Annotated in this window: 23 protein-coding genes; 17 read left to right on the top strand and 6 right to left on the bottom strand. The window is 71.9% G+C overall.

The window, feature by feature from the left end; genetic code table 11:
* Positions 1-25 precede the first annotated feature (25 nt).
* The 3 genes from QRN56_RS00485 to QRN56_RS00475 form a co-directional block, all read right to left on the bottom strand.
* Positions 26-703 carry an HNH endonuclease family protein gene (locus QRN56_RS00485; protein ID WP_285100503.1) on the bottom strand — a complete coding sequence of 226 codons (678 nt, stop codon included), beginning with the start codon at positions 701-703 and terminating at the stop codon, positions 26-28.
* Between the two features lie 239 nt (positions 704-942).
* Positions 943-1461, bottom strand: a complete 519-nt coding sequence (locus QRN56_RS00480; protein ID WP_285100502.1) for a hypothetical protein — start codon at positions 1459-1461, stop codon at positions 943-945.
* A 195-nt stretch (positions 1462-1656) separates the two neighbouring features.
* Complete coding sequence (locus QRN56_RS00475; protein WP_285100501.1) at positions 1657-1935, bottom strand: hypothetical protein; 279 nt, start codon at positions 1933-1935, stop codon at positions 1657-1659.
* A gap of 317 nt (positions 1936-2252) precedes the next feature.
* Here QRN56_RS00475 and QRN56_RS00470 point away from each other — a divergent pair, with 317 nt between their 5' ends.
* From QRN56_RS00470 to QRN56_RS00405, 14 genes are all read left to right on the top strand, one after another.
* A complete protein-coding gene (locus QRN56_RS00470; protein WP_285100500.1) occupies positions 2253-4085 on the top strand; it encodes a M15 family metallopeptidase in 1833 nt (610 codons plus the stop codon).
* A gap of 3 nt (positions 4086-4088) precedes the next feature.
* On the top strand, positions 4089-4409 hold the full coding sequence (locus QRN56_RS00465; RefSeq protein ID WP_285100499.1) for a DUF2087 domain-containing protein: 321 nt from the start codon (positions 4089-4091) through the stop codon (positions 4407-4409).
* 74 nt (positions 4410-4483) lie between these two features.
* Positions 4484-4951 carry an aminoacyl-tRNA deacylase gene (locus QRN56_RS00460; RefSeq protein WP_285100498.1) on the top strand — a complete coding sequence of 156 codons (468 nt, stop codon included), beginning with the start codon at positions 4484-4486 and terminating at the stop codon, positions 4949-4951.
* Between the two features lie 296 nt (positions 4952-5247).
* A complete protein-coding gene (locus QRN56_RS00455) occupies positions 5248-5595 on the top strand; it encodes an STAS domain-containing protein (RefSeq protein WP_285100497.1) in 348 nt (115 codons plus the stop codon).
* Positions 5596-5672: 77 nt separating this feature from the next.
* The gene (locus QRN56_RS00450; protein WP_285100496.1) at positions 5673-6941 is read left to right on the top strand and encodes an FAD-binding protein; all 1269 of its coding nucleotides are present in this window, start codon (positions 5673-5675) and stop codon (positions 6939-6941) included.
* A 110-nt stretch (positions 6942-7051) separates the two neighbouring features.
* Positions 7052-8614: a sodium-dependent transporter gene (locus QRN56_RS00445; protein WP_285100495.1), complete on the top strand. Its 1563-nt coding sequence runs from the start codon at positions 7052-7054 to the stop codon at positions 8612-8614.
* Positions 8611-8787, top strand: coding sequence for a methionine/alanine import family NSS transporter small subunit (locus QRN56_RS00440; RefSeq protein WP_285100494.1), 177 nt, complete (start codon positions 8611-8613; stop codon positions 8785-8787). Before QRN56_RS00445 ends, QRN56_RS00440 begins: the two co-directional genes overlap by 4 nt.
* A 292-nt stretch (positions 8788-9079) precedes the next feature.
* Complete coding sequence (locus tag QRN56_RS00435) at positions 9080-10009, top strand: ABC transporter substrate-binding protein (protein ID WP_285100493.1); 930 nt, start codon at positions 9080-9082, stop codon at positions 10007-10009.
* 90 nt (positions 10010-10099) lie between these two features.
* On the top strand, positions 10100-11074 hold the full coding sequence (locus QRN56_RS00430) for an amino acid ABC transporter permease (RefSeq protein ID WP_285100492.1): 975 nt from the start codon (positions 10100-10102) through the stop codon (positions 11072-11074).
* Positions 11071-11886 carry an amino acid ABC transporter ATP-binding protein gene (locus tag QRN56_RS00425; RefSeq protein WP_502928732.1) on the top strand — a complete coding sequence of 272 codons (816 nt, stop codon included), beginning with the start codon at positions 11071-11073 and terminating at the stop codon, positions 11884-11886. Before QRN56_RS00430 ends, QRN56_RS00425 begins: the two co-directional genes overlap by 4 nt.
* Before the next feature lie 181 nt (positions 11887-12067).
* Entirely contained in the window at positions 12068-12643 is a 576-nt protein-coding gene (locus tag QRN56_RS00420; RefSeq protein WP_285100491.1) for a SigE family RNA polymerase sigma factor, read from the top strand.
* The gene (locus QRN56_RS00415; protein WP_285100490.1) at positions 12640-14043 is read left to right on the top strand and encodes a hypothetical protein; all 1404 of its coding nucleotides are present in this window, start codon (positions 12640-12642) and stop codon (positions 14041-14043) included. The genes QRN56_RS00420 and QRN56_RS00415 overlap by 4 nt, the downstream gene beginning before the upstream one ends.
* A 508-nt stretch (positions 14044-14551) precedes the next feature.
* Positions 14552-15169, top strand: a complete 618-nt coding sequence (locus QRN56_RS00410; RefSeq protein ID WP_502928735.1) for a SigE family RNA polymerase sigma factor — start codon at positions 14552-14554, stop codon at positions 15167-15169.
* A gap of 2 nt (positions 15170-15171) precedes the next feature.
* Positions 15172-16506 (top strand): hypothetical protein, encoded by a 1335-nt coding sequence (locus tag QRN56_RS00405; RefSeq protein WP_285100488.1) that lies wholly within the window; start codon positions 15172-15174, stop codon positions 16504-16506.
* Between the two features lie 127 nt (positions 16507-16633).
* On the opposite strand, the gene QRN56_RS00400 is transcribed toward QRN56_RS00405, so the two are convergent.
* Positions 16634-17551 carry an excalibur calcium-binding domain-containing protein gene (locus QRN56_RS00400; protein ID WP_285100487.1) on the bottom strand — a complete coding sequence of 306 codons (918 nt, stop codon included), beginning with the start codon at positions 17549-17551 and terminating at the stop codon, positions 16634-16636.
* Positions 17552-17959: 408 nt separating this feature from the next.
* On the opposite strand from QRN56_RS00400, the gene QRN56_RS00395 reads away from it, so the two are divergent.
* Positions 17960-21946: a TM0106 family RecB-like putative nuclease gene (locus QRN56_RS00395; RefSeq protein WP_285100486.1), complete on the top strand. Its 3987-nt coding sequence runs from the start codon at positions 17960-17962 to the stop codon at positions 21944-21946.
* A 24-nt stretch (positions 21947-21970) separates the two neighbouring features.
* On the opposite strand, the gene QRN56_RS00390 is transcribed toward QRN56_RS00395, so the two are convergent.
* Both QRN56_RS00390 and QRN56_RS00385 read right to left on the bottom strand, forming a co-directional pair.
* Positions 21971-22726, bottom strand: coding sequence for a hypothetical protein (locus tag QRN56_RS00390; protein ID WP_285100485.1), 756 nt, complete (start codon positions 22724-22726; stop codon positions 21971-21973).
* A 163-nt stretch (positions 22727-22889) separates the two neighbouring features.
* Positions 22890-24167, bottom strand: a complete 1278-nt coding sequence (locus QRN56_RS00385) for an ABC transporter substrate-binding protein (RefSeq protein ID WP_285100484.1) — start codon at positions 24165-24167, stop codon at positions 22890-22892.
* A gap of 337 nt (positions 24168-24504) precedes the next feature.
* Between QRN56_RS00385 and QRN56_RS00380 the strand changes: the two genes are divergently transcribed.
* Both QRN56_RS00380 and QRN56_RS00375 read left to right on the top strand, forming a co-directional pair.
* Positions 24505-24708, top strand: coding sequence for a cold-shock protein (locus QRN56_RS00380; RefSeq protein ID WP_036971009.1), 204 nt, complete (start codon positions 24505-24507; stop codon positions 24706-24708).
* 154 nt (positions 24709-24862) lie between these two features.
* Entirely contained in the window at positions 24863-26008 is a 1146-nt protein-coding gene (locus QRN56_RS00375) for a threonine aldolase family protein (protein ID WP_285100483.1), read from the top strand.
* The last annotated feature ends 6 nt before the right edge of the window (positions 26009-26014 follow it).

Here is a 26014-nt window from a genome sequence, read left to right as displayed (position 1 = left end):
AGGCGGGTCGGTACGAGCAGGAGACTCAGTACGAGCAGGAGTTCAGGAGCGGCTGGAGCGCGGCCTTCTCGGCCGCGTCCACGCTCAGGCCCCACCGCGACTTCGTGTGGATCCACATCTTCGAGTACGCGCAGCGCTTGTTCGCGAGCGGCGGGACCCACTCGGCAGGGTCCTTGTCGCTCTTCGAGCTGTTCACCTCGGCCGTGACCGCGATGAGCTGCGGGCCGGTGAGGTCGTTCGCGAAGTCCTGCCGCTGGGCCGTCGTCCATGTGCTCGCGCCCGAGTACCAGGCCTCGGCCAGCGCCACGACGTGGTCGATCGAGATGTCGGCCGGTGCGGTCCGGGTCTGGCCGTCGTACTCGCTGTACCAGCTGCCCGACGTCGGGTAGCAGTCGCTGCCCACCACCACGCCGTCGCCGTCCCGCTTCAGCACCGTCTCGCGGGTGGTGCACCCGTTCACCGTGATCCAGTGCGGGAAGAGATCCCGGTCGTACGGTGCGGACGCGCTCTCGGCGCGCACCGTCAGCGCATCGAGCTCCGACTGCGCCACCGCCTTGGACGGGAGGCCGGGCGGGTAGGCGCTCGCGGCCTGGGGCTGCACCGTCACGAGGAGCGCGACGAGCGCCAGGGTCGTGACCCATGCGATCAGATGACGGACGCGAGACCCGCGGCGGGGGTCCGGGTGGACGACGAGCTGCGACATGGGACAGACCTTCCTCGAGACCGACCTGGGCCCGTTCATGGTCGAGGCGTCCGATGACAGCCAAATGACCACCATGTGTAGGTTAGCGAAATTTCACCCGGTCTGGTGGGTTACGGGGCAGTCAGGTCCGGCGTACGGCACGAGGTCCGCTCCTGCCGAGGCGGCCCGGCGCGGCGTCTGGGGAGAAGCCGCGCGGGGGAGGCTCGGTGGGAGCGGACCTCGGAGGGGCCGCGAGCTGCTCAGACGGCGCCGGCGGTGAGCAGGCCGAAGTAGTAGCCGATGCCGACCAGGATCAGGGCGCCGACGGTCTCGACGATGGCGAGCGCGAGGCCCCAGCGGGCGAGCCACAGGTCGAAGCCCTCCTTGCCGGCACGGGCGACCGCGATGGCGTTCAGGATGACGCCGATGATCGGCAGGGCCGCGAGGAAGAAGGTGACCAGGCTGAAGACGGTGGTCTGCGGGTCCTCTTCCTCCTCGACGGCGGGCGCGGCGACGGCGCCGGCGGCGGCCGGGGCGGCGACCTCGGTCGCGGTGGCCACGGGAGCCTCGGCGGCGAGGGCTGCGGGAGCGGTCTCGGCGACGGCGGCCTCGGCGGCGGGCGCCTCGGTGGCCGGCTCGCCGGCGGGGGCCGTGGTCTCTGCCTTCGCCTCGGACGTCGCCGCCGGCTCGGCAGGCTCGGTCTCCACGACCTCCGTGGCAGCCGCGGCCGCGCTCTCTTCGGTCGTGGCCTCGGGGGTCGTGGTGTCGGGCGTGGTCATGGTGGAAGTGCTCCCCTGGTTGCAGGTTTTCGGAAATGTCAGGCCATATTGTGGAGTATCCCAATGGTCTTGGATAGACCGATATCAGGCCTCAGGAGCGACAGAGGCCGCCGCCCCGCGGGGGAGCGACAGCCTCTGTGCTGTGGACGGTGCTGCCGGGCGCGCACGCGGGCGCCGGAGGCGTGCGACCTCAGGTCACATGGACGCGCCGGCCGGGAGCGACAGGGCCGCGACGACGCCGAGCGTGACGAAGACCAGGTAGAGCACGGTGAAGATGATCGAGAGGGCCAGACCCCACTTCGCGAGCTTGCTGTCGATACCCGTCTTGCCGGCCTTCGACACGGCGATCGCCGAGAGGATGATCCCGATCGGGGGCGCGACGAACGCGAGCACGAAGCCGACGATCGCGAGGACGTTCGACTGCGGGTCCTCGACGGTGCCCTGGACTGCGGGTGCGTTGGGAGTCTCGGTCATGGGGACTTCCTTTCACGGCCACACTTCCGGCCGCTCGGTTGCGGGCGCGACTGCGCCCGTACGGACCCGGGTCAGTGTGAAGCATCCGGAGATGTACCAGGAAGACTTCATTGCGTTGTACGCCCGAATCGTTACTCTTGTCGATCGTGGGGTCGTCACCGGCTGCCGCGTAGAGCGTCTTCCCTCCGAGAGGGTGGTTCACCTGCGCGCCGATAATTACTCCACCTGAGTTCACCAGATCGTGATACTGCTGTGTAAGGATCCGAACGGCATGCACTGTGCACGATGAGGCAGCGCACCGACCGAGGGGGAGACGCGTGAACCCAGCGAAGACGCTCGTTCCGCACATTCCCCGTGCGGCACTGCGCAAGTACCTCCGCACCGCGTGGACCGGCGCAGTCGCGACCGTGATCGCCGCGGGCGTGCTGGTCACGGCAGCGGCGAGCGTCCCCGGTTCGCAGGGTTCCCGCGACGGCGGCGACCTGCCGATCCGGCTCTACGGGCTGCTCCAGAGCGTGACCGTCGGCGAGACCGAGACCGCCCCGGAGGGCGTGACGCTGAGCCAGATCGTCGCGGTCCTCGAGCGCGCCGAGCAGGAGGCGCGCGAGCAGGGCCCGGACTTCAGCCCGACGGTCGCCCAGGCCGCGGCCGAGCTCGGCATGCTCTACACGACCTACCAGATGCAGCAGCTCGCCTTCGGCGAGAACAACGAGGGCCTCCGCGTCGAGGACGCCCCGGTCGCCCGGGGGTCGCAGGACGCCGACGTCCCGCCGTCGGGTACCGGGCAGGACGGCGCGGACGACGACGCCGACAAGAGCGGCGACACCGACCAGGACGACACCCGGACGCCGTCCGACGAGGACACCCCGCCCGCCGTGCAGGTATCGAACGACCGCACCTCCGTGATCGAGCCGGACGCCGCCGACCCGCAGTCCGGTTATGTCACCTACGACCAGGTGGTCATCGCCGCCGTCCGGCTGGCGAACATGCTGGACCCGTCGGTGCCCAACGCGCTGGTGGAGGTCGAGGGGCTCGGCGAGCGCGCCGGGGTCTCGCTCCGGGAGAGCCTGCTCGACGTCGTGACCATGTTCGGCGGTTCCACCCTGGGCTACGCCAACGGGCGCATCCCCGCCGACGTGCTGTGCCCGCTGGAGTTCGCGCCCGGCCACATGCTGCGCTGCGACGCCGCCGAGCGGTTCACGGCGCTGAACGTGGAGTTCGAGAAGGAGTTCGGCTACCCGATCCCGATCACGGACTCCTACCGGTCCTACGAGCTCCAGGTCGCGGTGGCGCACACCAAGCCGCACCTCGCGGCGATCCCGGGCACGTCGAACCACGGCTGGGGTCTCGCCGTCGACCTGGGCAACCCGATCGCCGGCGGCGGCTCCCCCGAGTACGTCTGGCTGCGCCTGCACGGCCCCGACTACGGCTGGGACAACCCGTCCTGGGCGCAGCTCGGCGGCGCCAAGCCGGAGCCGTGGCACTTCGAGTTCTTCGCGGCGGGCTCCATCCCGAACCGCGCCATCGACGCGTCCGACGTCGGTACCTGGACGCCCACCGACTCCACGAGCCCGCGCTACAAGCCCTCGCTCGACCCGAAGCCGAGCGACGGCAAGGACAAGCCGTCCACCAAGCCGTCGGACGACCCGAGCGACAACCCGCCGTCGCAGAAGCCGCCGAAGCCGACCCCGAAGCCCACGCCGGACGAGCCGACGCCCAAGCCGACGACCCCGACGACGAAGCCCACGCCGAGCCCGGACCCGACGGAGCCGAGCGAGGAGCCGTCGGAGCAGCCGAGCGAGGAGCCGTCGGAGGAGCCGAGCGAGGAGCCGACCCCGGACCCCTCGCCGAGCCCGTCGCCGTCCACCCCGACGGGGGAGGACCCGGACCCGTCCGAGGAGTGCCCGGAGACCGAGCCCGGGACGGCCGAGTCGGCCGCTCCGAGCTCCGACACGACGGCCACGGACGGCACCGCCGCCGACGACGGCACGGACGGCGGCACCACCGGCGAGGAGGACCCGTGCGCGACGCCGGACGAGGACCCGGACGACGGCACGGGCACCACGACGTCGTCCAGCCTGCTCGGGACCCTCTCGAAGGCGACCGTGGTCCGGTCGAGCCGCCGGCCCCGCCGGCCGGAGCTGAGCTGACGGATGGCGGCTGAGCCGACGGAGCGGGGGGCGACACCGGGCGCGGAGGCGGCCGGCGACCCGCGGCGCTTCCTGCGCTCGGGTCGACTGGAGACCATGCCGCGGCGCTGGCGGGACAAGATCGCGGTGACGCGGTACCTGGCGGTCCAGGCGCTGCCCACGCTCCTGGAGCCGGTGACCGAGCGTGAGCTGACGGACCGCCTGCGGGAGCTGTCGTACGACCCCGCGGGGGTACGGCGTGCGATGGTTGACCACGGCCTCGTGCAGCGCACGCGGGACGGGGCCGAGTACTGGCGCACCGAGCGCACCGAGTACGACGCCTGAGCAGGCATCTCGCAGCAGAGTCTTGACCATATTGCGAGACAACGAAGACTCGCGTTTTCAGGATAGGAAATTTCATGAGCGAAGAACGCGCTGTCACCGCGCTCGAGGCGGCGGGTATCCCGTTCGAGATCACCCGGCACGGACAGGTGGCGAGCCTCGCCGAGGCCGCGGCCGCGCGCGGGGTGGAGCCCGCGAAGCTGATCAAGACGATCGTCGTGCGTCGTGCCGACGACGACTTCCTCTTCGTGCTCGTCCCGGGCGACCGGCAGATCTCCTGGCCAAAGCTCCGCGCGCTCCTCGGCGTCTCGCGGCTGTCGATGCCGAACAAGGACGTGGCTTTCGAGGTCACGGGCTATGAGCGGGGAACCATCACCCCGTTCGGGTCGTTGCACAGGTGGCCCGTCGTCGCGGACTCACGGCTCGGAGAGCCGGGGCCTGTGTCGATCGGCGGAGGTGCCCACGGTGTGGGTGCCACGGTCGATTCCGTCGATCTCACGTCGGCGCTCGACGCCACGGTTGCGGACGTGACCGACCCCGCCTGAGCCACGTTCGGCGGGCGCCGAACCGGACCGCAGCACGCGGAAGCACGGTAATTCTCCTCCGTGCAACGTGACCGTAACGCCTGGGGGGTGGACGGAAGCCTGGTGTCGGGTGAACACTCGCCCTAGGCAATTCTTGCCCTGCCGGGGCAAGGAGCGGTCAGACAGCACCAAGAAGTGTCCAAGTTGACGTCCGCGTCAGTAGTACCGAAGCAAGTGTCAACGAAGTCGAGGCCCGACCAATGCAGGACGGAGCGAATGACCCCATGGACCCTCTCCCGTCAGACTCAGCGCAGGACGTGGTTCCCGGACGCCTGGGATCCGGTATCGCCTGCCGGAACACCTACGAGGGCACGGTGCTGACCCTCTGGGGTGACATCGACGCGCTGCTGCGCGAGAACGCGAGCGAGGCCATGGCCATGCTCGCCGCACGACCCGATCCCGATCCCGTCATCGTCGACGCCCGGGACGTCACGTTCATCGACTCCTCCGGGGTCGCCTTCATCCTCCAGGTGTTCGTGCTCGGCGAGGAGACGGGTTCGCCCGTCCAGCTCCGCGAGCCGTCGTCGGTGGTGATGGAGGTCCTGGACATGGTCGGTATCAGCCAGCGGATCCCGGTGGTACGCAACGCCGGCGCAAGCGCCTGAGTCCTGCGCCGAACCCTGAACCGAACGCCATGTGAACGACCGCGTCCGATCGGACGCGGGGGTGGCACCCTGGTCCGGTGAAGAACTGGGCAGCGAACCTCACGTACTCCTCCGCGCGCACCGAGCGCCCCCGGACCCTCGCGGAGCTTGCCGGCATCGTCGCCGGCGAGCCCCGCGTCCGGGCCCTCGGATCCCGCCACTCGTTCTCGGACGTCGCCGACACCACGGGCGTGCACGTCCAGCTCGACCAGCTCGACGACGGCCGCCCGGCCCTCGAGGTCGACCCCGCCACGGGCGTGGCGTCCGTGCGCGCCGGCCTGCGCTACGGCGACGTCGTCGCCGACCTGCACGCGAGCGGCCGTGCCCTCACCGCCATGGCCTCCCTCCCGCACATCTCGGTCGCCGGCGCGGTCGCCACGGGCACCCACGGCTCCGGTGACGGGACGCGCTCGCTCTCCGGCGACGTCGTCGGGCTGGAGCTCGTGACCGCCTCCGGGGAGGCACTGACCCTGCGCCGCGGCGACGCGGACTTCCCCGGGTCCGTGGTGGCGCTCGGCGCCCTCGGCGTCGTGACCCGGGTGGAGCTCGCGACCGTGCCCACCTTCGACGTGCGCCAGGACGTCTTCACCGGGCTGCCCTGGGACGCGCTCACCGAGAACCTCGACGCGGTGCTGGGCGGCGCGTACTCCGTCAGCGTCTTCACGAGCTGGTTCGAGCCCGACGTCCGCCTGGTCTGGTGCAAGTCCCGGGTGGACGACGCCGGCGCCGCCGGGCCCGCCCCGGCGGCAGACCTGCTGACCGGCCTGGGCGCCGCGCCCGTCGCCGGCGCGATGCACCCCCTGCCCGGCGTCGCCGCCGTCGCCTGCACCGAGCAGGGCGGGGTGCCTGGGCCGTGGTTCGAGCGGCTGCCGCACTTCCGCCTGGACTTCACGCCGTCGCTGGGCGAGGAGCTCCAGTCCGAGTACCTGCTGCCGCGCGCGGCGGGGCCCGACGCCGTCCGCGCCGTGCGGGCGCTCGGGGACCGGCTGGGCCCGCTGCTGCTCACGTCCGAGATCCGTACCGTCGCGGGCGACGACCTGTGGCTGAGCACTGCGCCCGGGGACAGCCTGGCGCTCCACTTCACGTGGCGGCAGGACTGGCCCGCCGTGCGTGCCGCGCTGCCCGAGCTGGAGGCGGTCCTGCTGCCGCTCGGCGCCCGGCCGCACTGGGGCAAGCTGTTCACCGTGCCGGTGGCGGACCTGCCGGCCCTGTACCCGCGGTTCGACGACTTCGCCGCGCTGGCCGCGCGCCTCGACCCGGCCGGGAAGTTCCGCGGCGGCTACGTGGAGGAGCTGCTCGGCCGGTGAGCCCGGCCGGTGCGCTCCGTCGGTGAGCGCGCCGGCAACCCGGGCCGGGTGAAATGTTGCCCAGGGCGTCTGCTTTCGCGCTCGCGGCGTTTGTCTCGCAGGATCGGGGTATGAGCGACGCGCAGAGCACGGCAGCGGCGCCCGAGAAGCGCGAGGAGTTCAGCGGGCAGCTGGGGTTCATCCTGTCCGCCGTCGGGTCCGCCGTCGGGCTGGGGAACATCTGGCGGTTCCCGGGGGTGGCCTACGAGAACGGCGGGGGCGCGTTCATCGTGCCCTACCTCGTCGCGCTGCTCACGGCGGGCATCCCGATCCTCTTCCTGGACTACGCGATCGGGCACCGGTTCCGCGGCGGGGCACCGCTGGCCTTCCGGCGGGTGAAGCACTGGCTGGAGGGGCTCGGCTGGTTCCAGGTGGCCATCTGCTTCGTCATCGCCGTCTACTACGCGGTGATCATCGCGTGGGCGCTCAGCTTCTTCGTGTACTCCTTCGACCTGCGCTGGGGTGACGACACGGTGGCCTTCTTCACCGGTGACTACCTCCGGCTGGCCGACGTCGGGGGCGCGGACCCGTGGTTCACGCTCGACTTCGTGCCCGCGGTGCTGATCCCGCTGGCGCTCGTCTGGGCGGCGACCATCGTGGTCCTGGCCGCGGGGGTGGCCAAGGGGCTGGAGAAGATCAACCTCGTCTTCATGCCCCTGCTGATCCTGGCGTTCGGGACGCTCGTGGTGCGCGCGCTGTTCCTGCCCGGTGCGACCGACGGGCTGAACGCGCTGTTCACGCCCGACTGGGCGGTGATGGCCGACCCGAACGTGTGGATCGCGGCCTACAGCCAGACCTTCTTCACGCTGTCGGTCGGGTTCGGCATCATGATCACCTACGCGTCCTACCGCAGGCGCCGCGCCAACCTGACGTCGCCCGGCCTGGTCGTCGCGTTCTCCAACTCGGCCTTCGAGATCTTCGCCGGTATCGGCGTGTTCGCCGGGCTCGGCTTTCTCGCGCACCAGGAGGGGGTGGGGCTGGCGGAGCTCGAGGGGATCAGCGGGCCGACCCTCGCGTTCATGACGTTCCCCGCCCTGGTCTCCCAGATGCCGGCGGGCCCGCTCTTCGGGGCGCTGTTCTTCGGTTCGCTGGTCATGGCAGGTTTCATGTCGCTGCTCTCCATCGTCCAGGTCGTCCTGGCGTCGTTCCAGGAGAAGTTCGGCTGGTCCCGCCGTCAGGCCTCGGTGCGCATCGGCCTGGTGTCGGGGGTGCTGTCGGTGGTGGCCTTCTCGACCACCACCGGCCTGATCGCGCTCGACACGGTCGACCAGTGGGCGAACAACATCGGCATCGTGCTCTCCGCCATCGCGATGTGCGTGCTGCTGGGCTGGGTGCTGCGCCGCACGGAGGAGATGCGGTTCCACCTGAACGCGGTCTCCACCATCGCGGTGGGTCGCTGGTGGTCCTTCTGCGTCGTGGTCCTCGGCCCCGTGGTGCTCGCGGCGATGCTGGTCAACCGGATCGTCAGCCTGGTCCAGGACGGCTACGAGGGTTATGCCGGGTGGTACCTGCTGGCCGTGGGCTGGGGCACGGTGGTGGTGCTGTTCGTGGCGGCCTTCGTGCTCACCCGGATGCGGTGGCGGGTCGAGCCGGACGTGTACGACGTCTGGCCGAGCTACGGAGGTCGGTCATGAGCGGCGCAGCCATCATCCTGATGGTCATCTCGATCGTGGTGCTCTGGGGCGGGCTCGCGGCCAGCATCGTCGCGATCGTGCGGCGGCCCGACCGGACGGACTGGCCGGAGGGCTGGGAGGACGACGGCGGCCCCGGGGGTCGCCCGGACAAGCCCGTCGAGCACGACACCTGACGGGCCGATTCCCGCACGGGCGGACGGTCAGGATCGCGAACGGCGTCGGATCGGCGTCTTTGCAGGTCAGGCGCTGTGAGCTGGGCGAAATGTAGCAGAAACATGCCCTTCATCACAGTGTGACAATGGTCTCTAACTTGCGGGTTTACGCCAGGGACCAGTCACGGTTGGGTGAGACTCGAGTCGAGGCGCCACGTGCGCCGTCGGGTTCTCTGCTCCCCTGATGACAGAGATCTGTCGGGTCGCCGGGGGCCTCGCGAGACGATCAAAAAACCCGACCAGGAGACCCCTGATGCGCAGGCTTCCCGCCCTGACCGCCGCGGCCGCACTTGCCGCCGCCACCCTCGTGCTGACTGCATGCACCGACGCCTCGCAGCAGCCCGCCGGCTCCGACGGAGCCTCCGACGAGGCCAGCGCCGCGGCGTCGTTCGACCCGTCGTCCGTCGAGGTCGACGAGGAGATCGCCGCGCTGCTCCCGAAGGAGATCGCGGACAAGGGCACCCTGACCGTGGGCTCCGACACCGCGTACGCGCCCGCGGAGTTCATCGACGTCGACGGCAAGACGCCGGTCGGCTTCGACGTCGACACGATCAGCGCCGTGGCCGCCGTGCTCGGCCTGGAGGCCGAGGTCCAGTCGGCCGCGTTCGACGGGATCATCCCCGCCATCGGCTCCAAGTACGACGTGGGCATCTCGGCGTTCACCATCACGGACGAGCGCACCGCCGAGGCGAACATGATCAGCTACGCCATGGCCGGCTCGCAGTACGGCGTGGCCGCGGGCAACCCCGAGGAGTTCGACCCCGAGGCCCTGTGCGGCACCACCATCGGCGTGCAGACCTCGACCATCCAGGACGACGAGCTCACCGCGGCCACCGAGCAGTGCGAGAAGGACGGCGAGGAGCCGATCGACGTCGTGCGCTACGAGTCGCAGGCCGACGTCACGACCAACCTCGTGGGCGGCAAGCTCCAGGCCATGTACGCCGACTCGCCGATCACCGCGTACGCCGTGGAGCAGACCTCCGGCGAGATCGAGACCATCGGCGACGTCCTGGACGCGGCGCCCTACGGCATCGTCGTCTCGCAGGACGACGAGGACCTGACCGAGGCCGTGCAGGCCGCGGTGCAGAAGCTCATCGACGACGGCACCCTGGGCGAGGTCTTCACCGCCTGGGGCAGCGCGGACGCCGTGGTGGACGAGGCGGAGCTCAACCCCGCCGAGTGACCCGTCCGCCGGTGCACGGCACCTGTGGTCCGCGCCCGGCGCGGACCACAGGTACCGTGCACTCAACTTTTCGAGGGAAGGAAGGGTGACGTGACGACGCAGACACCCGCGTCGGGCAGCGACCCTGTGCCCAACCGCATCCACGCGCGGCCCGTGCCGCGCCCCGGCCGCCTCGTCGCAGCGGTGGTCGTGCTGATCCTGGCCGCGATGGCGGCCAACGCGCTGATCACGAACGAGAACTTCCGCTGGGACGTGGTCTGGCTCTACCTGCGTGACATCGTCGTGATCCGGGGCGTGATGTGGACCCTGGTGCTCACGTTCGCCTCCATGGCGATCGCCGTGGTCCTGGCGGTCGTGCTCGCGATGATGCGCCGCTCGGACAACCCGGTGATGCGCTGGGTGAGCTGGGTCTACATCTGGTTCTTCCGCGGCACGCCGATCTACACGCAGCTCATCTTCTGGGGCCTCATCGCGGTGCTGTACCCGCGGCTGTCGCTGGGCATCCCCTTCGGGCCGGAGTTCTTCTCGTTCCGCACCGACGACGTGATCACCGCCTTCTGGGCGGCTCTTCTCGGCCTGGCGCTCAACGAGGCGGCCTACCTCGCCGAGATCGTGCGCGCCGGGCTGACCTCCGTGGACCCGGGGCAGACCGAGGCGGCGAAGGCCCTCGGCATGAAGGACGGCAAGATCATGCGGCGCGTCGTGCTGCCGCAGGCCATGCGCGTGATCGTGCCGCCGACGGGCAACGAGACCATCTCGATGCTCAAGACCACCTCGCTGGTGGTCGCCGTGCCGTTCACGCTCGAGCTGACCTACGCCACCAGCGCGATCGGCAACCGCAACTTCCTGCCCATCCCGCTGCTGGTCATCGCTGCGCTCTGGTACCTGCTCATCACCTCGATCCTGATGGTGGGCCAGCACTACCTGGAGCAGTACTACGGGCGCGGGTTCGGGACGACCACCCGCCGGCGGGGCCGGGGCAAGGGTCCGGCCGGCGGCAGGCAGGCGGCGATCGCCGCCGCCGGGACCGTGCAGGAAGACGTGAACAAGGACGTGACACCATGAGCGCCATCTCCGACGCAGCGGCCGCCCCGGCCGGCTCCAGGGACATGGTGTCCGTCCGCGCCGTGCACAAGGTCTTCGGCCACGGGCACGACGCCGTGCACGTGCTCAAGGGCGTGGACCTCGACGTCGCGCGCGGCGAGGTCACCGTGATCCTCGGGCCGTCCGGTTCCGGCAAGTCCACCCTCCTGCGCTGCATCAACGAGCTGGAGGAGATCACCGGCGGCTCCGTCGTCGTGGGCGGCGACCTCATGGGCTACCGCGAGGACGCCAAGGGTGTGCTGCACCGGCTGCACCCCAAGGTGGTCGCGAAGCAGCGCTCGCGCATCGGCATGGTCTTCCAGCGGTTCCACCTGTTCCCGCACATGACGGCGCTCGAGAACATCATGGAGGCGCCCGTGCAGGTGCGGGGACTCTCGAAGAAGGCGGCCCGGCAGCGCGCGCAGGAGCTCATCGAGCGGGTGGGGCTGTCCGACCGGGTCGACCACTACCCGGCACAGCTCTCCGGCGGCCAGCAGCAGCGCGTGGCGATCGCCCGCGCGCTCGCCATGGACCCCGAGCTCATGCTGTTCGACGAGCCGACGTCGGCCCTCGACCCCGAGCTCGTGGGCGAGGTGCTGTCGGTGATGCAGGACCTGGCGCGGTCCGGCATGACGATGATCGTGGTGACGCACGAGATCGGGTTCGCCCGGGAGGTCGCCGACCACGTCGTGTTCATGGACGACGGCGTCATCGTCGAGTCGGGGCCGCCGAGCAAGGTCCTGGACGACCCGCAGGAGCAGCGCACCCGGGACTTCCTGGCGCACGTGCTCTGACCCGTGTCAGATGTACAGGTCACCTGGGTGACCTGTACATCTGACACGTTTCCGTTCGGAAAGGACGGAACCCCGACGGGCCCCGGCTGCGTCTAAGGTGCATGACGCACACGATGCGGCGCGCAGTGCGCCGTGAACGAACGCCGGGGCACGCCGGCCACACCACCCGGTGGTGTACCGGATGAGCGAGGTGGCGGTGACCCTGGAACCCGAGCAGGGCACCGGCGAGATCCCCGTCGTCCGGACCAGCCTCGACCCGGTCGCCGACTTCACGGCGTTCGCGCAGGCGAACACCCCCGCGCTGTACCGCATCGCGTACCTGCTGAGCGGCGACGAGCACCGGGCCAAGGACCTGGTGCAGCTCGCCCTCGAGCGCACGTTCAAGGCCTGGAGGAAGGTGGGCGACGGCGACCCGTTCGCCTACGCGCGCCGCGTGCTGGCGACGGCCCGCATCGACACGTGGCGCCGCACCCGCCGCGAGGTGCTCACCGACGAGCCGGCGCTCGGCCTGCGCGAGACGAGCGCCCCGGCGTCGGACGCCGGGCTGGCCGACCGCGACCGCCTGGTCCGCGCCCTCCTGGCGCTCTCCGTCAAGCAGCGCCGGGTGGTGGTGCTGCGCTACCTGCTCGATCGGTCCGAGGCCGAGACCGCCGCGGAGCTCGGCATCTCCACCGGGACGGTCAAGTCCACCGCCTCACGCGCTCTGGAGCGCCTCCGCACCCTCGTGGTGCCCGGCCGCGAAGGGAGCCGATCGTGAACGTGCACGACATCCACGCCAAGAAGGACGCCGCGGTGCTCGCCGACCTGCGGGCCGCCAGCTCGACCGTCGAGCCGCCCGAGGGTCTCGACCCGGTGGCCATGGCGACCCGGGCCGTGCGGACCGTGCGCAGGCGCCGGGTCGTGACGACGGTGACGGCCGGTGTCGCCGCGGTGGTGCTGACGGGCGCCGGCATCGGCGTGGCCGGGGCGATCTACGCCGACCGGCAGGGGCCCCTGCCCGGCACGGTCAAGACGACCACCGAGTCGGCCCCGTCCACCCAGTCGCCGTCGGCGGACCCGACGGCCGAGCCGACGCCGGAACCGAGCGACGTGCCCACCACCTACCTGGAGACCGGTGGCGGGACGCTGCCCGTGCTCCCGGGCGTCGAGCGCGGCGTGGTCGAGGGTGCGGGCGCAGCCCCCTACATCCTCGGCGGGCTCTGGTACGAGGTCCCGCCGGGCGGCTGGATCGCCGTCGGCGACGTCAACGCGGGCGGCGTGGCCGGCTGGCTGGCCCCGGATCTCCCGGGGGCCTACGGCATGGCCGAGTCCGGCACCATCGACGACATGGATGCCACGATCGAGCTGCGCAACGTGTTCGACGTCGCGGACTGGACCGCGCCGCCGAAGGACTCGGGCGCGACGACGCTCGACATCGAGGGCGCCGACCTCGTGGTCATCGAGCAGCACGCCCGCGAGGGCAAGGTGCGGCCCGCGACCATCACCATCCGCAGCGGCGACGAGGGCTGGATCATCGACACCCGGTTCACGGCGAACGCCGAGGGTGACGAGATGCTGCGGAACTTCGTCGGGAACCTCTGGCTCAAGGAGGCGGGCGAGCCCGACTGGTACCTGCCGGAGTTCTCGGCCCCGGTGCTCGACGCCATCGAGCGCGGGATCCCGGCCGACTGGGTCCGGACCGAGCACAACGGCCTGACGTTCGCGGTGCCGGAGGGCTGGACCTCGACGGAGACCGAGGGTGAGTTCTCGCCGGGCGTGGAGTGGACCGGGCAGACGGTCATGCACGTGGATCCCGGCATCGACCAGGAGACGCTGAAGCTGTGGACCGACGCCACAGCCGAGGAGAAGGCGCGGGCCGCCGAGGACAAGGACGTGCTCGAGCGGGTGTACGTCCAGGGCGGCAAGCCCGGAGGCAACTGGTGGACGCCGTCCGGAAACCCGGGGTCCCAGATGATCGACGTCCCCGGCGCCGACTACGCCGAGGTGATCCCGACCGCGCACAACGTCGACGGAGAGACCGACTACTACTGGGTCGACATCTACATCCACCAGGAGGACCAGGGCGAGAACCTGTTCCTCGTGGTGGAGTTCGACGGCGGCGAGCAGGGCCTGCGGGATCTCCACACCTTCCTGGGGACGCTGGACTTCCGCCGCTGACCCACCCCGGACAAGCACGTGTCAGACGTACAGGTCACCCCTGTGACCTGTACGTCTGACACGTGCTTCGTCGTGGGGCGGACGGCGCGGCCGCCCCGGCCACGCACAGCCCGGAAAATTTCTCTGAACCAAAATGGAACCTTCGTCCCGGTGAGGCCGTGTTCCGTTCGTGACAGTCACGAGTCCGCGTGTTCGAGCGCCAGAGTCCCGGGCCCCCAAGCCCGTGGTCCTGCGCGTCGTGCGCGCCGACTCCAGCTCTGCGGACGACCTGGAGAACGTGACCACCCAGCAGAACACCCCAGATTCCTCATCCACCTCGACGCCGAGGTCGGCGGCGGAGCTCGCGATCGTGCCGGTCGCGGACGACGGAGACGCCGACCCGGCAGCCACGACCGAGCGTGACCCGGAGCCCGGGCCCGCGGCCGCGTCGAACGGCACCCTCGGCAGGACCAAGGACAGACCTCGCAGGGGAACGGCCGAACCGGTCCCCGCCACCCGACCGCTCACGGTGGTTCGAGGTGGGTCGGGGGAGCCGGATGACGTACCCTCGCTCCCCGTGCGTACAGACCGGCCGAGGGCCACTCACGCGCGCAGGAACGCACAGGTCTCGAAGAACGAAGAGTTCACCGCGTTCATGCGAGAGGCCAAGGATCCACTGCACCGGATGGCCTTCCTCCTGAGCGGTGACGCCCACCGTGCGGAGGAGCTCACGCAGCAGACCTTCGAGCGCTGCTACCGGCACTGGCACAAGGCCCGCCAGGGCGACCCGCTGGTGTACGCGCGCCGTGTCCTGGCGAACCTGCGTATCGATGCCTGGCGCCGTACGCGGCGCGAGGTGCTGACCGGACCCGACGAGCTGCCGCAGGACGACGTCCGCGTGGCCCGTGCGTCGAGCCGGATGCCCACGCGCACCGTGGACGACCGCGACACCGTCGTGCGCGCCCTCCTGCGCCTCCCGATCAAGCAGCGCCGCGTCGTGGTGCTGCGCCATCTCCTGGATCTCTCGGAGTCCGAGGTCTCGACCGAGCTCGGAATCCCCCTCGGCACCGTGAAGTCCACGGCCTCGCGCGGCCTCGCCCACCTGCGCGCGATCCTCGATCTCGACTCGCTGGGCGGAACGCGATGAACATGAACCTCTCCCACGGCGCGCCCGACGACGACTTCGTCGCCCGGCTCCGCGAGTCGGCGCACGCGTCGGTGCCCGCGTCGACGCTCGACCTGGACGGCGTCCTGCGGTCGAGCCGGCGCAAGCACGCCGTGCGCCGGGCCGGCGTCTCGCTGGCCTCGACGCTCGTGCTGGCCACGGCCGGCGCCGGTGCGGCGGGCGCGCTCCCGGGGATCCCGGGGCTCTGGAGCAGCGCCCCGGTAGAGGTGTCACCCCTCGAGTCGGCGGAACCGATGGCGACGGTCGAGGTCGACCCCCCGCCGCCGTCGGCCACCGCGATCCCGACGCCGGACCTGGCGACGGAGCTCGCGAAGCTCGCGCCCGGAGTGACCTCCGTGGCGCAGCCCGCGGCGTACCGCGTCGACGCGGACACCGCTGTGCTCGACCTCGGCCTCCCCGCCGGAGGGGGCGACCGCTACCTGGCGGTCGTGACCCTGGCGAAGATCGACGGCCGGCACAGCGCCACAGACCTGGAGGTCCTGGCGGGCGGCGACACCGCCCTGCAGAACCTCCGCGCGGGGAACCTCGGTGGAACCCTGCTCTGGCGCGGCGTCACGTCCGACGCGATGGTCCTGCCGTCCGACGGCGGCCCGGCCCTCGTGTTCGGCTTCTCCTCCGGTGCGGAGGAGGGAGACCAGTTCCTGGTCTTCGACGACCCGCAGACCGATGGTGCCGCGGACGCGCAGGGGGCGTCCGCGTCACCGGGGTCCGAGGCCGGTGCGCCCCAGGCGGGCGCGTCGCTCCCGGTCACGCCGTTCGACGTGCTCGGCGACGGCAGCGTGTGGATGCGCGTGCTGCAGGTGGACCGCTCGACGGCGGAGCCGCGCGGCTTCGTCTACGCGAGCCAGGACACCTGGAGCGCGTCCTGGTGCCGCAGCACGTCGCCCGAGTGCGCGGTCATCCACGACGTCGCGGGCAAGACCGTGGCGACGCCGCAGGCCGCGGAACCCACGCCGCTCGTCGCGGAGCTCGCGCCGCTGCTGGTCGAGGACCCGCAGGCGAACGAGGTGCCCGCGATGGAGGCCTGCGTGGCGCAGCGCACGGGCACGAGCTGGACCGCCCCGCCGGGACTCACCGGCAAGGCGTTCTGGCAGGCGCCGAAGGGCGTGGACGCCGATGTCTGGCGGCTGTGCCTGATCGACATCAGCGAGGCGTCGCAGCTCGCCGCGACGGGCGAGATCCTGCCCGACGGCGGTGTGTCGCCCAGCCCGGCTCCGAGCGAGGAGCCGACCCAAGCTCCCGAGAACGAGGATCCCCTCGGTCTCGGTGAACTCCTGGAGGGACTCTTCGGGGGATAAGACTTCCCGGTCCGTGTCTCGTCTGGGGAGATGGCGCGGGCCGGGAACAACCGAGCGGGCCGAGGCAGAATCTGGGGATCTGCCTCGGCCCGCTCATTCTCGTCCTGATCTGACCGAGCTGTTCGGGCTACTCGCCGTCCTCGCAGGCGATGCCGTTGCCGTTCCGGTCGAGGTGCGGCAGGTAGCCGGGCGCCGTGTTGGGCAGGGGCGCCGCGCCCGCGGCGCGTACGGCGTCACAGTTCCAGTAGAAGACGGTCCCGTTGCCGTTTCCGTTCCCGTTCTCCTCCTGTTCCTGCTCCTGCTGTTCCTGCTGCTGTTGCTGTTGTTCCTGCTGCTGCTTGAGCGCGGCCTCCTGCTCCTTGACCTGCGCCTCGCGGTCGCCCAGCGCCTTCTCGCGCTCGGCCACCTCGTCGCGGCGCTTGTCGACCTGCGCCTGGTCGGCCTCGATCTCGGCGCGCGCCTCGTCCATCTGCGACCTGATGTTCTGGGCGTCGGAGATGGCCTGGTTCGCGTCGGCCTGCTGACCGGCCGTGACGACCACGCCGATGATCACACCCAGCGCGAGCCCGGCTATGCCGATGGCGACCATGAGCCCGGCGCCCGGCGGGCGCGAGCCGCTCTGGCGCGACGGGCCGCCGGGGCGCCGGCCGGCGCCCATGGGCCCGGGCGCCACGGTGCCGAGGGGGACGGAGCCGCCCGGTCGGCGGTGCGCGTCGTCGATGCTCAGCGGGCCGGGACCGGCGGCGCCCGGCCGTGGTTCGGGGCCTGCGGCGGCAGGCGTCGTCGCCTTCCGGCCGCCGAGCCCCTTGAGGGCGGCGAGCACGCCTGACGCCGGGCTCTTGGCCTCGGGCGGCGGGGGCGGTGGCGCCATCCCGGACTGCGGTGGGTAGACGGGCTGCGGCCCGGAGCCCGGCCGGGGCGGTCCCGCGGCGGGCGGGGCGCCGATGGGCGCCATCGTCATGGTCGAGCCCATCGCGTCCGCGGGGGCCATGGCGGGCGGCGCCGAGGGCGCGGGCGCCGGATGGCGGGCGGGAGCGTCGATCACCTGGATCGCGACGGTCCTCGTGTCGGCACCCCCGTCCGGGCCGCCGACGGGAGCCGGCGGTGCCGGGGGAGCTGGTGGTGCGAGGGGCGCCGGCGGTGCGGCACCCGTGGGTCCGGAATCGGGCTGGGGGGCGTCGGGGCGGTCGACCCAGTAGTCCCAACCGGGCGGGGCCGGAGGCCACGACGGGTCGGGAGCCCAGGTGGAGTCGGGTCGGAATCCCGGGGGCACCTGCCAACCCGGAGGCGGGTTGAAGCGCACGGGCATGGTTGCTCCTTCGATACGGTCGGCCCCACTATCGGCCATGCAGGCGGGTCGGCGCCAGAACCACTGGCCATGCCGGACATTTCTCCCGCGTGTGGGAGCGACAGTAGCGCGCTCGTGTCAGAGGTCACTGGTAGACCTGGGGGCATGTTCCTCCTGGAGCGCGACGACGCCAGCACGCTCGTGCACTCGGCCAGCGACCTCGTGGTCGCGGGCGAGTGCGAGTTCCGCCTGCTGCGCCGCCTCGACGAGCTCCTGGGCCGCAGCCCGCGCCGGGCGCGGGAGGAGGACGAGATGCTCGCGCGCACGGCGGCCCTCGGTGAGGATCACGAACGCCGCGTCCTCGCCGGGCACCTGCGTACCTTCGGTCCGGCCGACGGCGACGGCCCCGGCGGGGTGCTCGAGGTCGCGCCCGCCCGCCGCATGGCACGGGACGAGCTGGTCGACGCGCACGACCGCACCCTGGCCGCCCTGGAGCGGGGCGCGGACGTCGTCTACCAGGCCTCGTTCTTCGACGGGCGGTTCCACGGCCGGGCCGACTTCCTGGTGCGCGACCTGCTGGGGGAGACGGTCCGCCTCGGTGGCTCGGGCGGGGTCGTGCCGCCCGAGCAGTGGCCCCGGCACGCCGAGGCGCACGTCTCCCGGCCGCGGTACGCCGTGCACGACTCCAAGCTCGCCCGCCGCACCAAGGTGCGTGCCCTGCTGCAGCTCGCCGCGTACGCGGACCAGCTGATGGCGGCGCGGATCGACCCGACCGACGAGGTGCACCTCGTGCTCGGCACCGGCGAGACCACGTCGCACCGGCTCGCCGACCTGCTGCCGGTCTTCCGCAAGCGGCGCGCCCGGCTGATCGAGGTCCTGGACGAGCACGTCGCCGACACGGGTCCCGTGCGCTGGCACGACGAGCGCTACCTGGCCTGCGGCCGGCTGCGCGACTGCCCGGACTGCGCCGAGGCGGCCCACGAGAGCCGCGACGTGCTGCTCGTCGGTGGGGTGTACGGGGCGCAGCGGGCCAGGCTGTCCGCGTCCGGCATCACCACGATCGACGCGCTCGCGACCGCCGAGGACCCGCCGGACGGCATGGCCGCGGGCCGCTTCGAGGGCCTGCGCGCCCAGGCGCGCCTCCAGCTCGGGCTGGACGACGGCGACGGCTCGGTCGCGCTCGACCACCTGCCCGACGGCGTCGACCCGGAGGGGCCCGACGCACGGCTTCGCTGGCAGCTCGTGGCGACCGAGGCGATCGATCGCCTCCCGCCACCGAGCCCGGGCGACGTGTTCTTCGACTTCGAGGGGGACCCCCTGTGGGAGGAGGCGCGGCTGCCCGGCGACGACCAGGCGCCGGCCATGGGCCTCGACTACCTCTTCGGCTGGGTCGAGCGTCCCGGTCCGGACGGCGGCAACCCGCCCTTCCACGGGCTGTGGGCCGACGACCTGGCGGGTGAGCGCGACGCGCTCGTGCGGTTCGTGGACCATCTCCACGCCCGGCTCGCGGAGCACCCGGACCTGCACGTCTACCACTACGCCGCCTACGAGCGGACGCATCTGCTCTCGATCGCGGCGCGGCACGGCGTCTACGAGGACGAGGTGGACCAGCTCCTGCGCGACGGCGTGCTCGTCGACCTCTACGCCGTGGTCCGGTCGTCCCTGCGCATCTCCCACCGGTCGAAGTCGATCAAGAAGCTCGAACCGCTCTACATGCAGGACGATCCGGCGCGCGAAGGTGTCACGAGCGCCACGGCATCGGTCACGGAGTACGCGGAGTACGCGAAGCTGGCAGCTGAGGGGGACTCGCGGGCGGCGGAGCTGCGGCAGCGGATCTTGGACTACAACGAGTACGACTGTCGGTCGACGTTGCGGTTGTTGGATTGGTTGCGGTTCGCGCGGGGGGTGGTCGGGCCTGTTTCGGGTGGTGTGGTCGGGGCGGCCGTGGGAAGCGAGACCCCGCGCGCGGATGCGTTCACGGGCCCCAAGGGGCCCTCCACTTCGGGAACCGATACATCCGCGCGCGGGGTCTCGCTTCCCACGGCCTTCGCGGTCGGGTCGCCTTCCGGGGGTGGTGAGTCCTCGTCTGGCGGGGGTGGGGCGCCTGAGCCCGGGGGCGGGGGGAACGGGGAAGCGGCGGCCGGGCGGGGGTTGGCTCGGCGGGAGGGGCGGGAGCGGCGGCTGGCTCTGGCGGGGGAGATCGCGGAGCGGGTCGGGGAGAACCGGGGGGAGCGGTCACTGGAGGTGCAAGCGCTCGCGCTGCTGGGCGCGGCCGTCGGGTACTACCAGCGGGAGGAGAAGCCGTTCTGGCAGGAGCACTTCGCGCGGCTCGAGCTGCCGCTGGACGAGTGGCCCGGCCGACGGTCGACGTTCCACGTGGAACGTTCGCGCATGCTGCGGGACTGGAGCGTCGTGGGTCGGGACCGGCTTCCCTCGCGCGAGGTCGAGCTGGTGGGCCGCATGCTCGACGGGTCCCGCATCGACGGGTCCGACCTGGGTGTCGGCGACGCGGTGCACCTCCTGTACGACCAGCCGGTGCCACCGGTGGTCGGCGAGCTGGAGGCACGGGCCGTGCGCGGCGAGCACTCCGGCGGCGCGATCCTGGCGGTCCGCGAGGAGCCCGAGAGCGACAACGCGCTCCGGGGCCGCGACATTGTGGTCCTGCGCGAGCGGCTCTCCGGGGGAGCGGAACCGCACGACCAGGCGCCCGTCGCCCTCGCCCCGCAGCGCGGGCCCGCGCACGACGCGCAGGAGCGGGCGACCGAGGACGCCGCCCGTGCGGCGCTCGCCGCGTGGGACGCGGACCGCACCCTGCCCGACGGCGCCGCCGTCGACCTGTTGTGCCGCCGCCCGCCACGGCTGATCGACCCGTCGACGGGGCGGCGCGGCGGGGACCTGCCGGAGCTCACCGGCGCGACCGGTGGGGGAGACGTCGGCGGGCTCCACCTCGAGGCCACGGTGCTCGCCGCCGTCGAGCGGCTCGACCACTCGTACCTCGCGGTGCAGGGCCCGCCTGGGACCGGCAAGACGCATGTCGGCTCGCACGTGGTCGCCCGGCTGGTCGACGCCGGCTGGCGGGTGGGTGTCGTCGCGCAGTCGCACTCGGCGGTCGAGAACCTGCTGAGCTGCCTCGTCGACAAGGCGGGCGTATCCGTCGACGTCGTCGCCAAGAAGCAGCGGGCGAAGGGTGTCGAGAGGGAGCCGGCCGGCCCGTGGCAGGAGCTGACGGGCAGCCAGCTCGCGGACTTCGCCGCCGGCAGCGCCGGCGGCTGCGTGGTGGGCGGCACCGCCTGGGACTTCGCGCACGAGCGCTGGCCCGACGAGGGGCTGGACCTGCTCGTGATCGACGAGGCCGGGCAGTTCTCGCTGGCCGACACCGTCGCCGTCGGCCGGGCCGCCCAGCGCCTCCTGCTGCTCGGCGATCCGCAGCAGCTTCCGCAGGTCAGCCAGGGCCGGCACCCCGAGCCGGTGGACGAGTCGGCGCTCGCGTGGCTCGCGGCCGGCAGCTCCGTGCTGCCCGACGGCCTCGGGTACCTGCTGCCCGAGTCCTGGCGGATGCACCCCGAGGTCTGCGCGGCCGTGTCCCAGCTCTCCTACGCCGGCCGGCTCTCGGCGCACCCCGTCACGACGGAGCGCTCGCTCGACGGCGTGGTCCCCGGCGTGGTGCACGTCCCGGTGGTCCACGAGGGGCGCTCGACGTCGTCCCGGGAGGAGGCCGACGAGGTGGTGCGCCAGGTGCAGGGTTTCGTCGGCCGCACGTGGGACCCAGGAGCCGGGCGCCCGGCCCGGCCGCTGGGCCCCGACGACGTCGTGGTGGTCGCGGCCTACAACGCGCAGGTGCACACGGTGCGCCACGCCCTGCGCGCCGCAGGCCTCGGTGGGGTGCCCGTCGGCACCGTCGACATGTTCCAGGGCCGGGAGGCGCCGGTGGCGATCCTGACGCTCGCCGCCTCGGCCCCCGAGAACGTCTCCCGCGGGATGGGCTTCCTGCTCGCGCGCAACCGCATCAACGTGGCGGTGTCGCGCGCGCAGTGGCGGGCCGTCGTGGTCTCGTCTCCCCGCCTCACCGACTACCTGCCCGGCGACCTGGAGGCCGACGGCGTACGCCACCTCATGGAGCTGGGCGGCTTCCTCCGCCTCATCGGCGCCTGACGCACCCGGTCCGGGCGGGACGGGTCAGAACTCGCCGCCGCCGAAGTCACCGCCGCCGAAGTCGCCACCGGCATCCCCGCCGCCGAACATGTCGCCGAAGAACCCGCCGCCGCCGTCCCCACCGGCGTCTGCCCCGGCATCGGCTCCCGCGTCGCCGCCCTCGGCGCCGGCCGCCTCGACGGGCTCGCCGCCGGCCTCCTCGCCGCCGGCCTCCTCGCCGCCGCCCTCCTCACCGGCGAAGTCCTGCGCCGGGTCGCCGAAGGAGCTGCCGAACATCATGTCCGCCACGGCCGAGCCGATGACCATGCCACCGATGGTGCCGAGCATGCTCGCGCCGAGCATCGAGCCGAAGCCCGGGCCGCGGCTTGCGCCGAAGTTCCGCTCGAGGGTGCCGGGGTTGCGCATCTCGGCGCGGGTGGCCATGCGGGCCAGGTCGCGCGGATCGTCCGACGTCGCGCGCTCGTTGGGCGGCACGGTCTCGCTGAGCTGGGCCAGCACCTGGTTGCGCTGCTCGGGCGTGAGCTGCGCGAACGCCTCGGCGTGCGCCTCCTCGACCCGGTCCGGCGGAGCCGTGCGCAGCAGGTAGCGGTAGCGCTCGATCGCCACCTCGTCCTCGCTGCGTCCCGTGCTCGCGGCGGACCCGTAGACGGGGGCCGTGCCGTAGGCCGGGGTCTGACCCGGGGTCTGCTGGTACTGGGGCCGCGGCGTGCCGCCGCCCTGGTACATGCCGGGTGTCTGCTCGCGCGGCTCGCGGCCGAGCAGTCGGTCGAGGAAGCCCATTGATCTCAGTCCTTCGTGAGGTTCGGTCCTGACGGTCCACCCCGGTCAACGGCGTGCCGTGGCCCAGGGTTCCCGGTCATCGTCCCTCCGCGACACGAACAGGACATGACGAAGGCCCGGCCACCGAGGTGACCGGGCCTTCGTGCTGTGTCAGCCGGGAGCGTCAGCCCTCGACCGAGCCCTCGATCGCACGGTCGAACACGAGCGTGTTGTCGTCGGCGTAGCTGTAGACACCGATGAACGCGGACGACGGGTCGTTGTCCTCGTTGATCGGGCCGATGCCGGAGACGCCCGTGTAGTGGATGTCGTCGCCGGCCTCGAGCGCCGCGACGCCCTCCTCGAAGGTGGACACCTCGGTGCCGCCGTCCGCACCGGACACGGAACGGATCTGGGCGGCGATGTCGGTACCGGTGGTCGACTCGGCCTTCACCGCGGCCAGCGCGGCGAGGATCACGGCGTCGTACGACTCAGCGGCGTAGGCGTAGTCGGTCAGCGGCTCGCCCTCGTTCTCCTCGTACCAGCCGCTCGCCGCGTCCTTGAACTCCTGCGCGGGGTCGGCGCCGGGGATGGTGCCGACGACGCCCTTGAGCGTCCCCGGGTCGAAGTCCTTGGAGTAGTCGGCGGTGTTGCCGTCGCAGAGGTACGTGGTGCCGTCGAAGTCCCAGCCCTGGGAGACGAGCTCGGCGATGGCTGCCTTGGTCTCCTCGAACGCGAGGATGACGATGGCGTCCGGCTTGGCGGCCAGAGCGTCGGTGACGATCGACGAGAAGTTGGTCTCGCCCGGGGCGAACTCCTCGCCGGAACCCGTGGCGCCGTAGACGGCCTCGGCGCCTCCGGCCTCGATGGACTTCTGCACGTTGTCGCGCAGACCGGTGCCGTAGGTCTCGTTCTGCACGAGGAAGGCGACCTTCTGGTGGCCGCCGTCGAGCACGAGCGAGCCGAGCGCCGCACCCTGCACGGTGTCCGGCGGAGCGGTACGGGTGAACAGGTCGCTCACGCCGGAGAGCTCCGTGGCGGTGTTCGCGGGCGAGATCTGGAGAACCCCGGCCTCGGTGAACTGGTCCACCACGTTCTGGGACACGGACGAGGACGCCGCGCCGATGGCGACCTGGACGCCCTTGCCGATGAGGTCGGTGGCCGTGTTCGTCGACACGCTCATGTCGGTCGAGTCACCGGAGTCACCGCCCTCGAGGGTCACGTCCTCGCCCAGCACACCCCCGGCGGCGTTGATGTCGTCGACGGCAAGTCCGACGCCCGCGACCTCGGGCGGACCGAGGTAGGCAAGAGAGCCGGTGATCGGGAGGATGGTGCCGACGACGAGCGGCTCGGTGGAGCCCCCGCCCTCTCCATCGCCAGAACCCGAGGTGGAGCAGGCTGCCAAGCCCACGCTGAGGACTGCCGCTAGCGCGAGCCCGCGCGCAGCCGTGGAACGTCGAATCATGTCTGCTGTTCCCCTTCAAGCGGGAGTGGATCTGACGGCGCACTTTGCTCCGTCGTGGTCGCTGAAAGTAGTCACCTTGTGTGACGCCTGTGTCACGAATCCCCCACCCCGACCAAGATTGTTACGAGGACGTGACCCACATCACCCTAGACCCAAGGAAAGTTCATCCAGTCGCCCGCCGGGCGCACCTCACGGAGATTGATCGGGCTTTCCTGGGCACGGGCAGGTACGCTTGGCGTGTTGCAGTGCCTCGATCGTTCTTCCAAGAGATGACGACGACACCGTGATTACAGCGATCCCGAAGGCCGGGGTCGTCGCATCTTGCAAGGAGCAGTACATGGCATTCGGAACCGTCAAGTGGTTCAACGCCGAGAAGGGCTTCGGGTTCATCGCACCCGAGGACGGTGGGCAGGACGTGTTCGCCCACTTCAGCGCGATCCAGTCGAGCGGCTACCGCTCGCTGGAGGAGAACCAGCGCGTCGAGTTCGACGTGAAGCAGGGCCCGAAGGGCCTCCAGGCGGAGAACATCCGCCCGATCTGATCTCTGACAGCCGACACGGCGGGCTCGTGAGCCCGCCCGGTTGTACTACGAAGGCCCGGTCACCTTTCGAGGTGACCGGGCCTTCGGCCTGCCCGCTCCCGGGGAGCGTCGAGGCCGAGACCGTCGCCGGCTGCTCGGGCGGGAGAATGGGCGGGTGCAGCACTTCGCCTCCGACAACTACGCCCCCGTCCACCCCGAGGTCATGGCCGCGGTCGCCGCGGCGAACGACGGCGCGGCCGTCGCGTACGGCGACGACCCCGTCTCCGCCCGCCTGCAGCACCGCGCCGAGGAGGTGTTCGGCGAGCGGGCCCGCATCTTCCCCGTCCTGAACGGCACGGGCGCGAACGTCATCAGCCTCATGGCCGCCGCCCCGCGCTGGGGCGCGGTGATCACCAGCGACGTCGCGCACGTCCACACCGACGAGAACGGGGCGCCCGAGCGGGTGGGCGGCCTCAAGATCCTCGCCGTACCGAGCAGGCACGGTCGCATCGGGCCCGACGCCGTGGACCGCTACGCCGGCGACCTCGGCGACGTGCACCGCGCGCAGCCCGCGGTGCTGAGCCTCACCCAGGTGACCGAGCTCGGCACGGTCTACTCCGTGGCCGACCTCAAGCTGCTCGCCGACACCGCCCACGCGGCGGGCCTGCGCGTGCACGTCGACGGCTCGCGCCTCGCGAACGCCGCGGCGACCCTCGGCGTCGGGCTGCGGGAGATCACCACCGACGTCGGCGTGGACATCGTGTCGCTCGGCGCGGCGAAGAACGGCGGCATGCTCGGCGAGGCCGTGGTGGTCCTGTCCGACGACGGCGCCGCGGCCGGTCCGGCGGGGGCGGCACCGTCCGAGGCAGTGCCGTACCTGCGCAAGGCGACGATGCAGCTCGCGTCGAAGACCCGGTTCGTGTCGGCCCAGCTCCTCGCGCTGCTCGGCGAGCCGGGCACGCCGACGTCCGGCACGCCGGCGTCCGCCGCGACGCCGTCCGGCAGCGCCGAGGGCGGGCCGCTGTGGCTGCGCAACGCGGCGCACTCCAACGCGATGGCCGCGCGCCTGCGCGCGGGCATCGAGGCGGCGGGTCTGCTGGAGCCCGGGGTGGGGGTCGACCTGCGGTACCCGACCGAGGCGAACGTCGTGTTCGCGACGCTGCCCCGCGTGGCAGCGGACCGCGTGCGCGAGCACGCCCGCTTCTACGACTGGGCGCCGGGGGAGACCGCCGACCGGGTCGAGGTGCGCTGGATGTGCGCGTGGGACACCACGGAGGCGGACGTCGACGCGTTCGTGCGGGTGGTCGGCGCGGCGCTCTGACCCGAC

Origin of the sequence: Promicromonospora sp. MEB111 (assembly GCF_030209445.1) — a bacterium.
Classification (GTDB): domain Bacteria; phylum Actinomycetota; class Actinomycetes; order Actinomycetales; family Cellulomonadaceae; genus Promicromonospora.
Note: the sequence above shows the minus strand (reverse complement) of the source record. Positions and strands in the feature narration are given on the sequence as shown.

Coding starts and splice junctions, on each gene's coding strand:
- QRN56_RS00475 (WP_285100501.1), bottom strand. CDS start 1,935: ATGACCGAGACTCCCAACGCACCCGCAGTCCAGGGCACCGTCGAGGAC.
- QRN56_RS00485 (WP_285100503.1), bottom strand. CDS start 703: ATGTCGCAGCTCGTCGTCCACCCGGACCCCCGCCGCGGGTCTCGCGTC.
- QRN56_RS00445 (WP_285100495.1), top strand. CDS start 7,052: ATGAGCGACGCGCAGAGCACGGCAGCGGCGCCCGAGAAGCGCGAGGAG.
- QRN56_RS00405 (WP_285100488.1), top strand. CDS start 15,172: ATGAACCTCTCCCACGGCGCGCCCGACGACGACTTCGTCGCCCGGCTC.
- QRN56_RS00380 (WP_036971009.1), top strand. CDS start 24,505: ATGGCATTCGGAACCGTCAAGTGGTTCAACGCCGAGAAGGGCTTCGGG.
- QRN56_RS00460 (WP_285100498.1), top strand. CDS start 4,484: ATGAGCGAAGAACGCGCTGTCACCGCGCTCGAGGCGGCGGGTATCCCG.
- QRN56_RS00395 (WP_285100486.1), top strand. CDS start 17,960: ATGTTCCTCCTGGAGCGCGACGACGCCAGCACGCTCGTGCACTCGGCC.
- QRN56_RS00385 (WP_285100484.1), bottom strand. CDS start 24,167: ATGATTCGACGTTCCACGGCTGCGCGCGGGCTCGCGCTAGCGGCAGTC.
- QRN56_RS00435 (WP_285100493.1), top strand. CDS start 9,080: ATGCGCAGGCTTCCCGCCCTGACCGCCGCGGCCGCACTTGCCGCCGCC.
- QRN56_RS00465 (WP_285100499.1), top strand. CDS start 4,089: ATGGCGGCTGAGCCGACGGAGCGGGGGGCGACACCGGGCGCGGAGGCG.
- QRN56_RS00440 (WP_285100494.1), top strand. CDS start 8,611: ATGAGCGGCGCAGCCATCATCCTGATGGTCATCTCGATCGTGGTGCTC.
- QRN56_RS00420 (WP_285100491.1), top strand. CDS start 12,068: ATGAGCGAGGTGGCGGTGACCCTGGAACCCGAGCAGGGCACCGGCGAG.
- QRN56_RS00480 (WP_285100502.1), bottom strand. CDS start 1,461: ATGACCACGCCCGACACCACGACCCCCGAGGCCACGACCGAAGAGAGC.
- QRN56_RS00390 (WP_285100485.1), bottom strand. CDS start 22,726: ATGGGCTTCCTCGACCGACTGCTCGGCCGCGAGCCGCGCGAGCAGACA.
- QRN56_RS00425 (WP_502928732.1), top strand. CDS start 11,071: ATGAGCGCCATCTCCGACGCAGCGGCCGCCCCGGCCGGCTCCAGGGAC.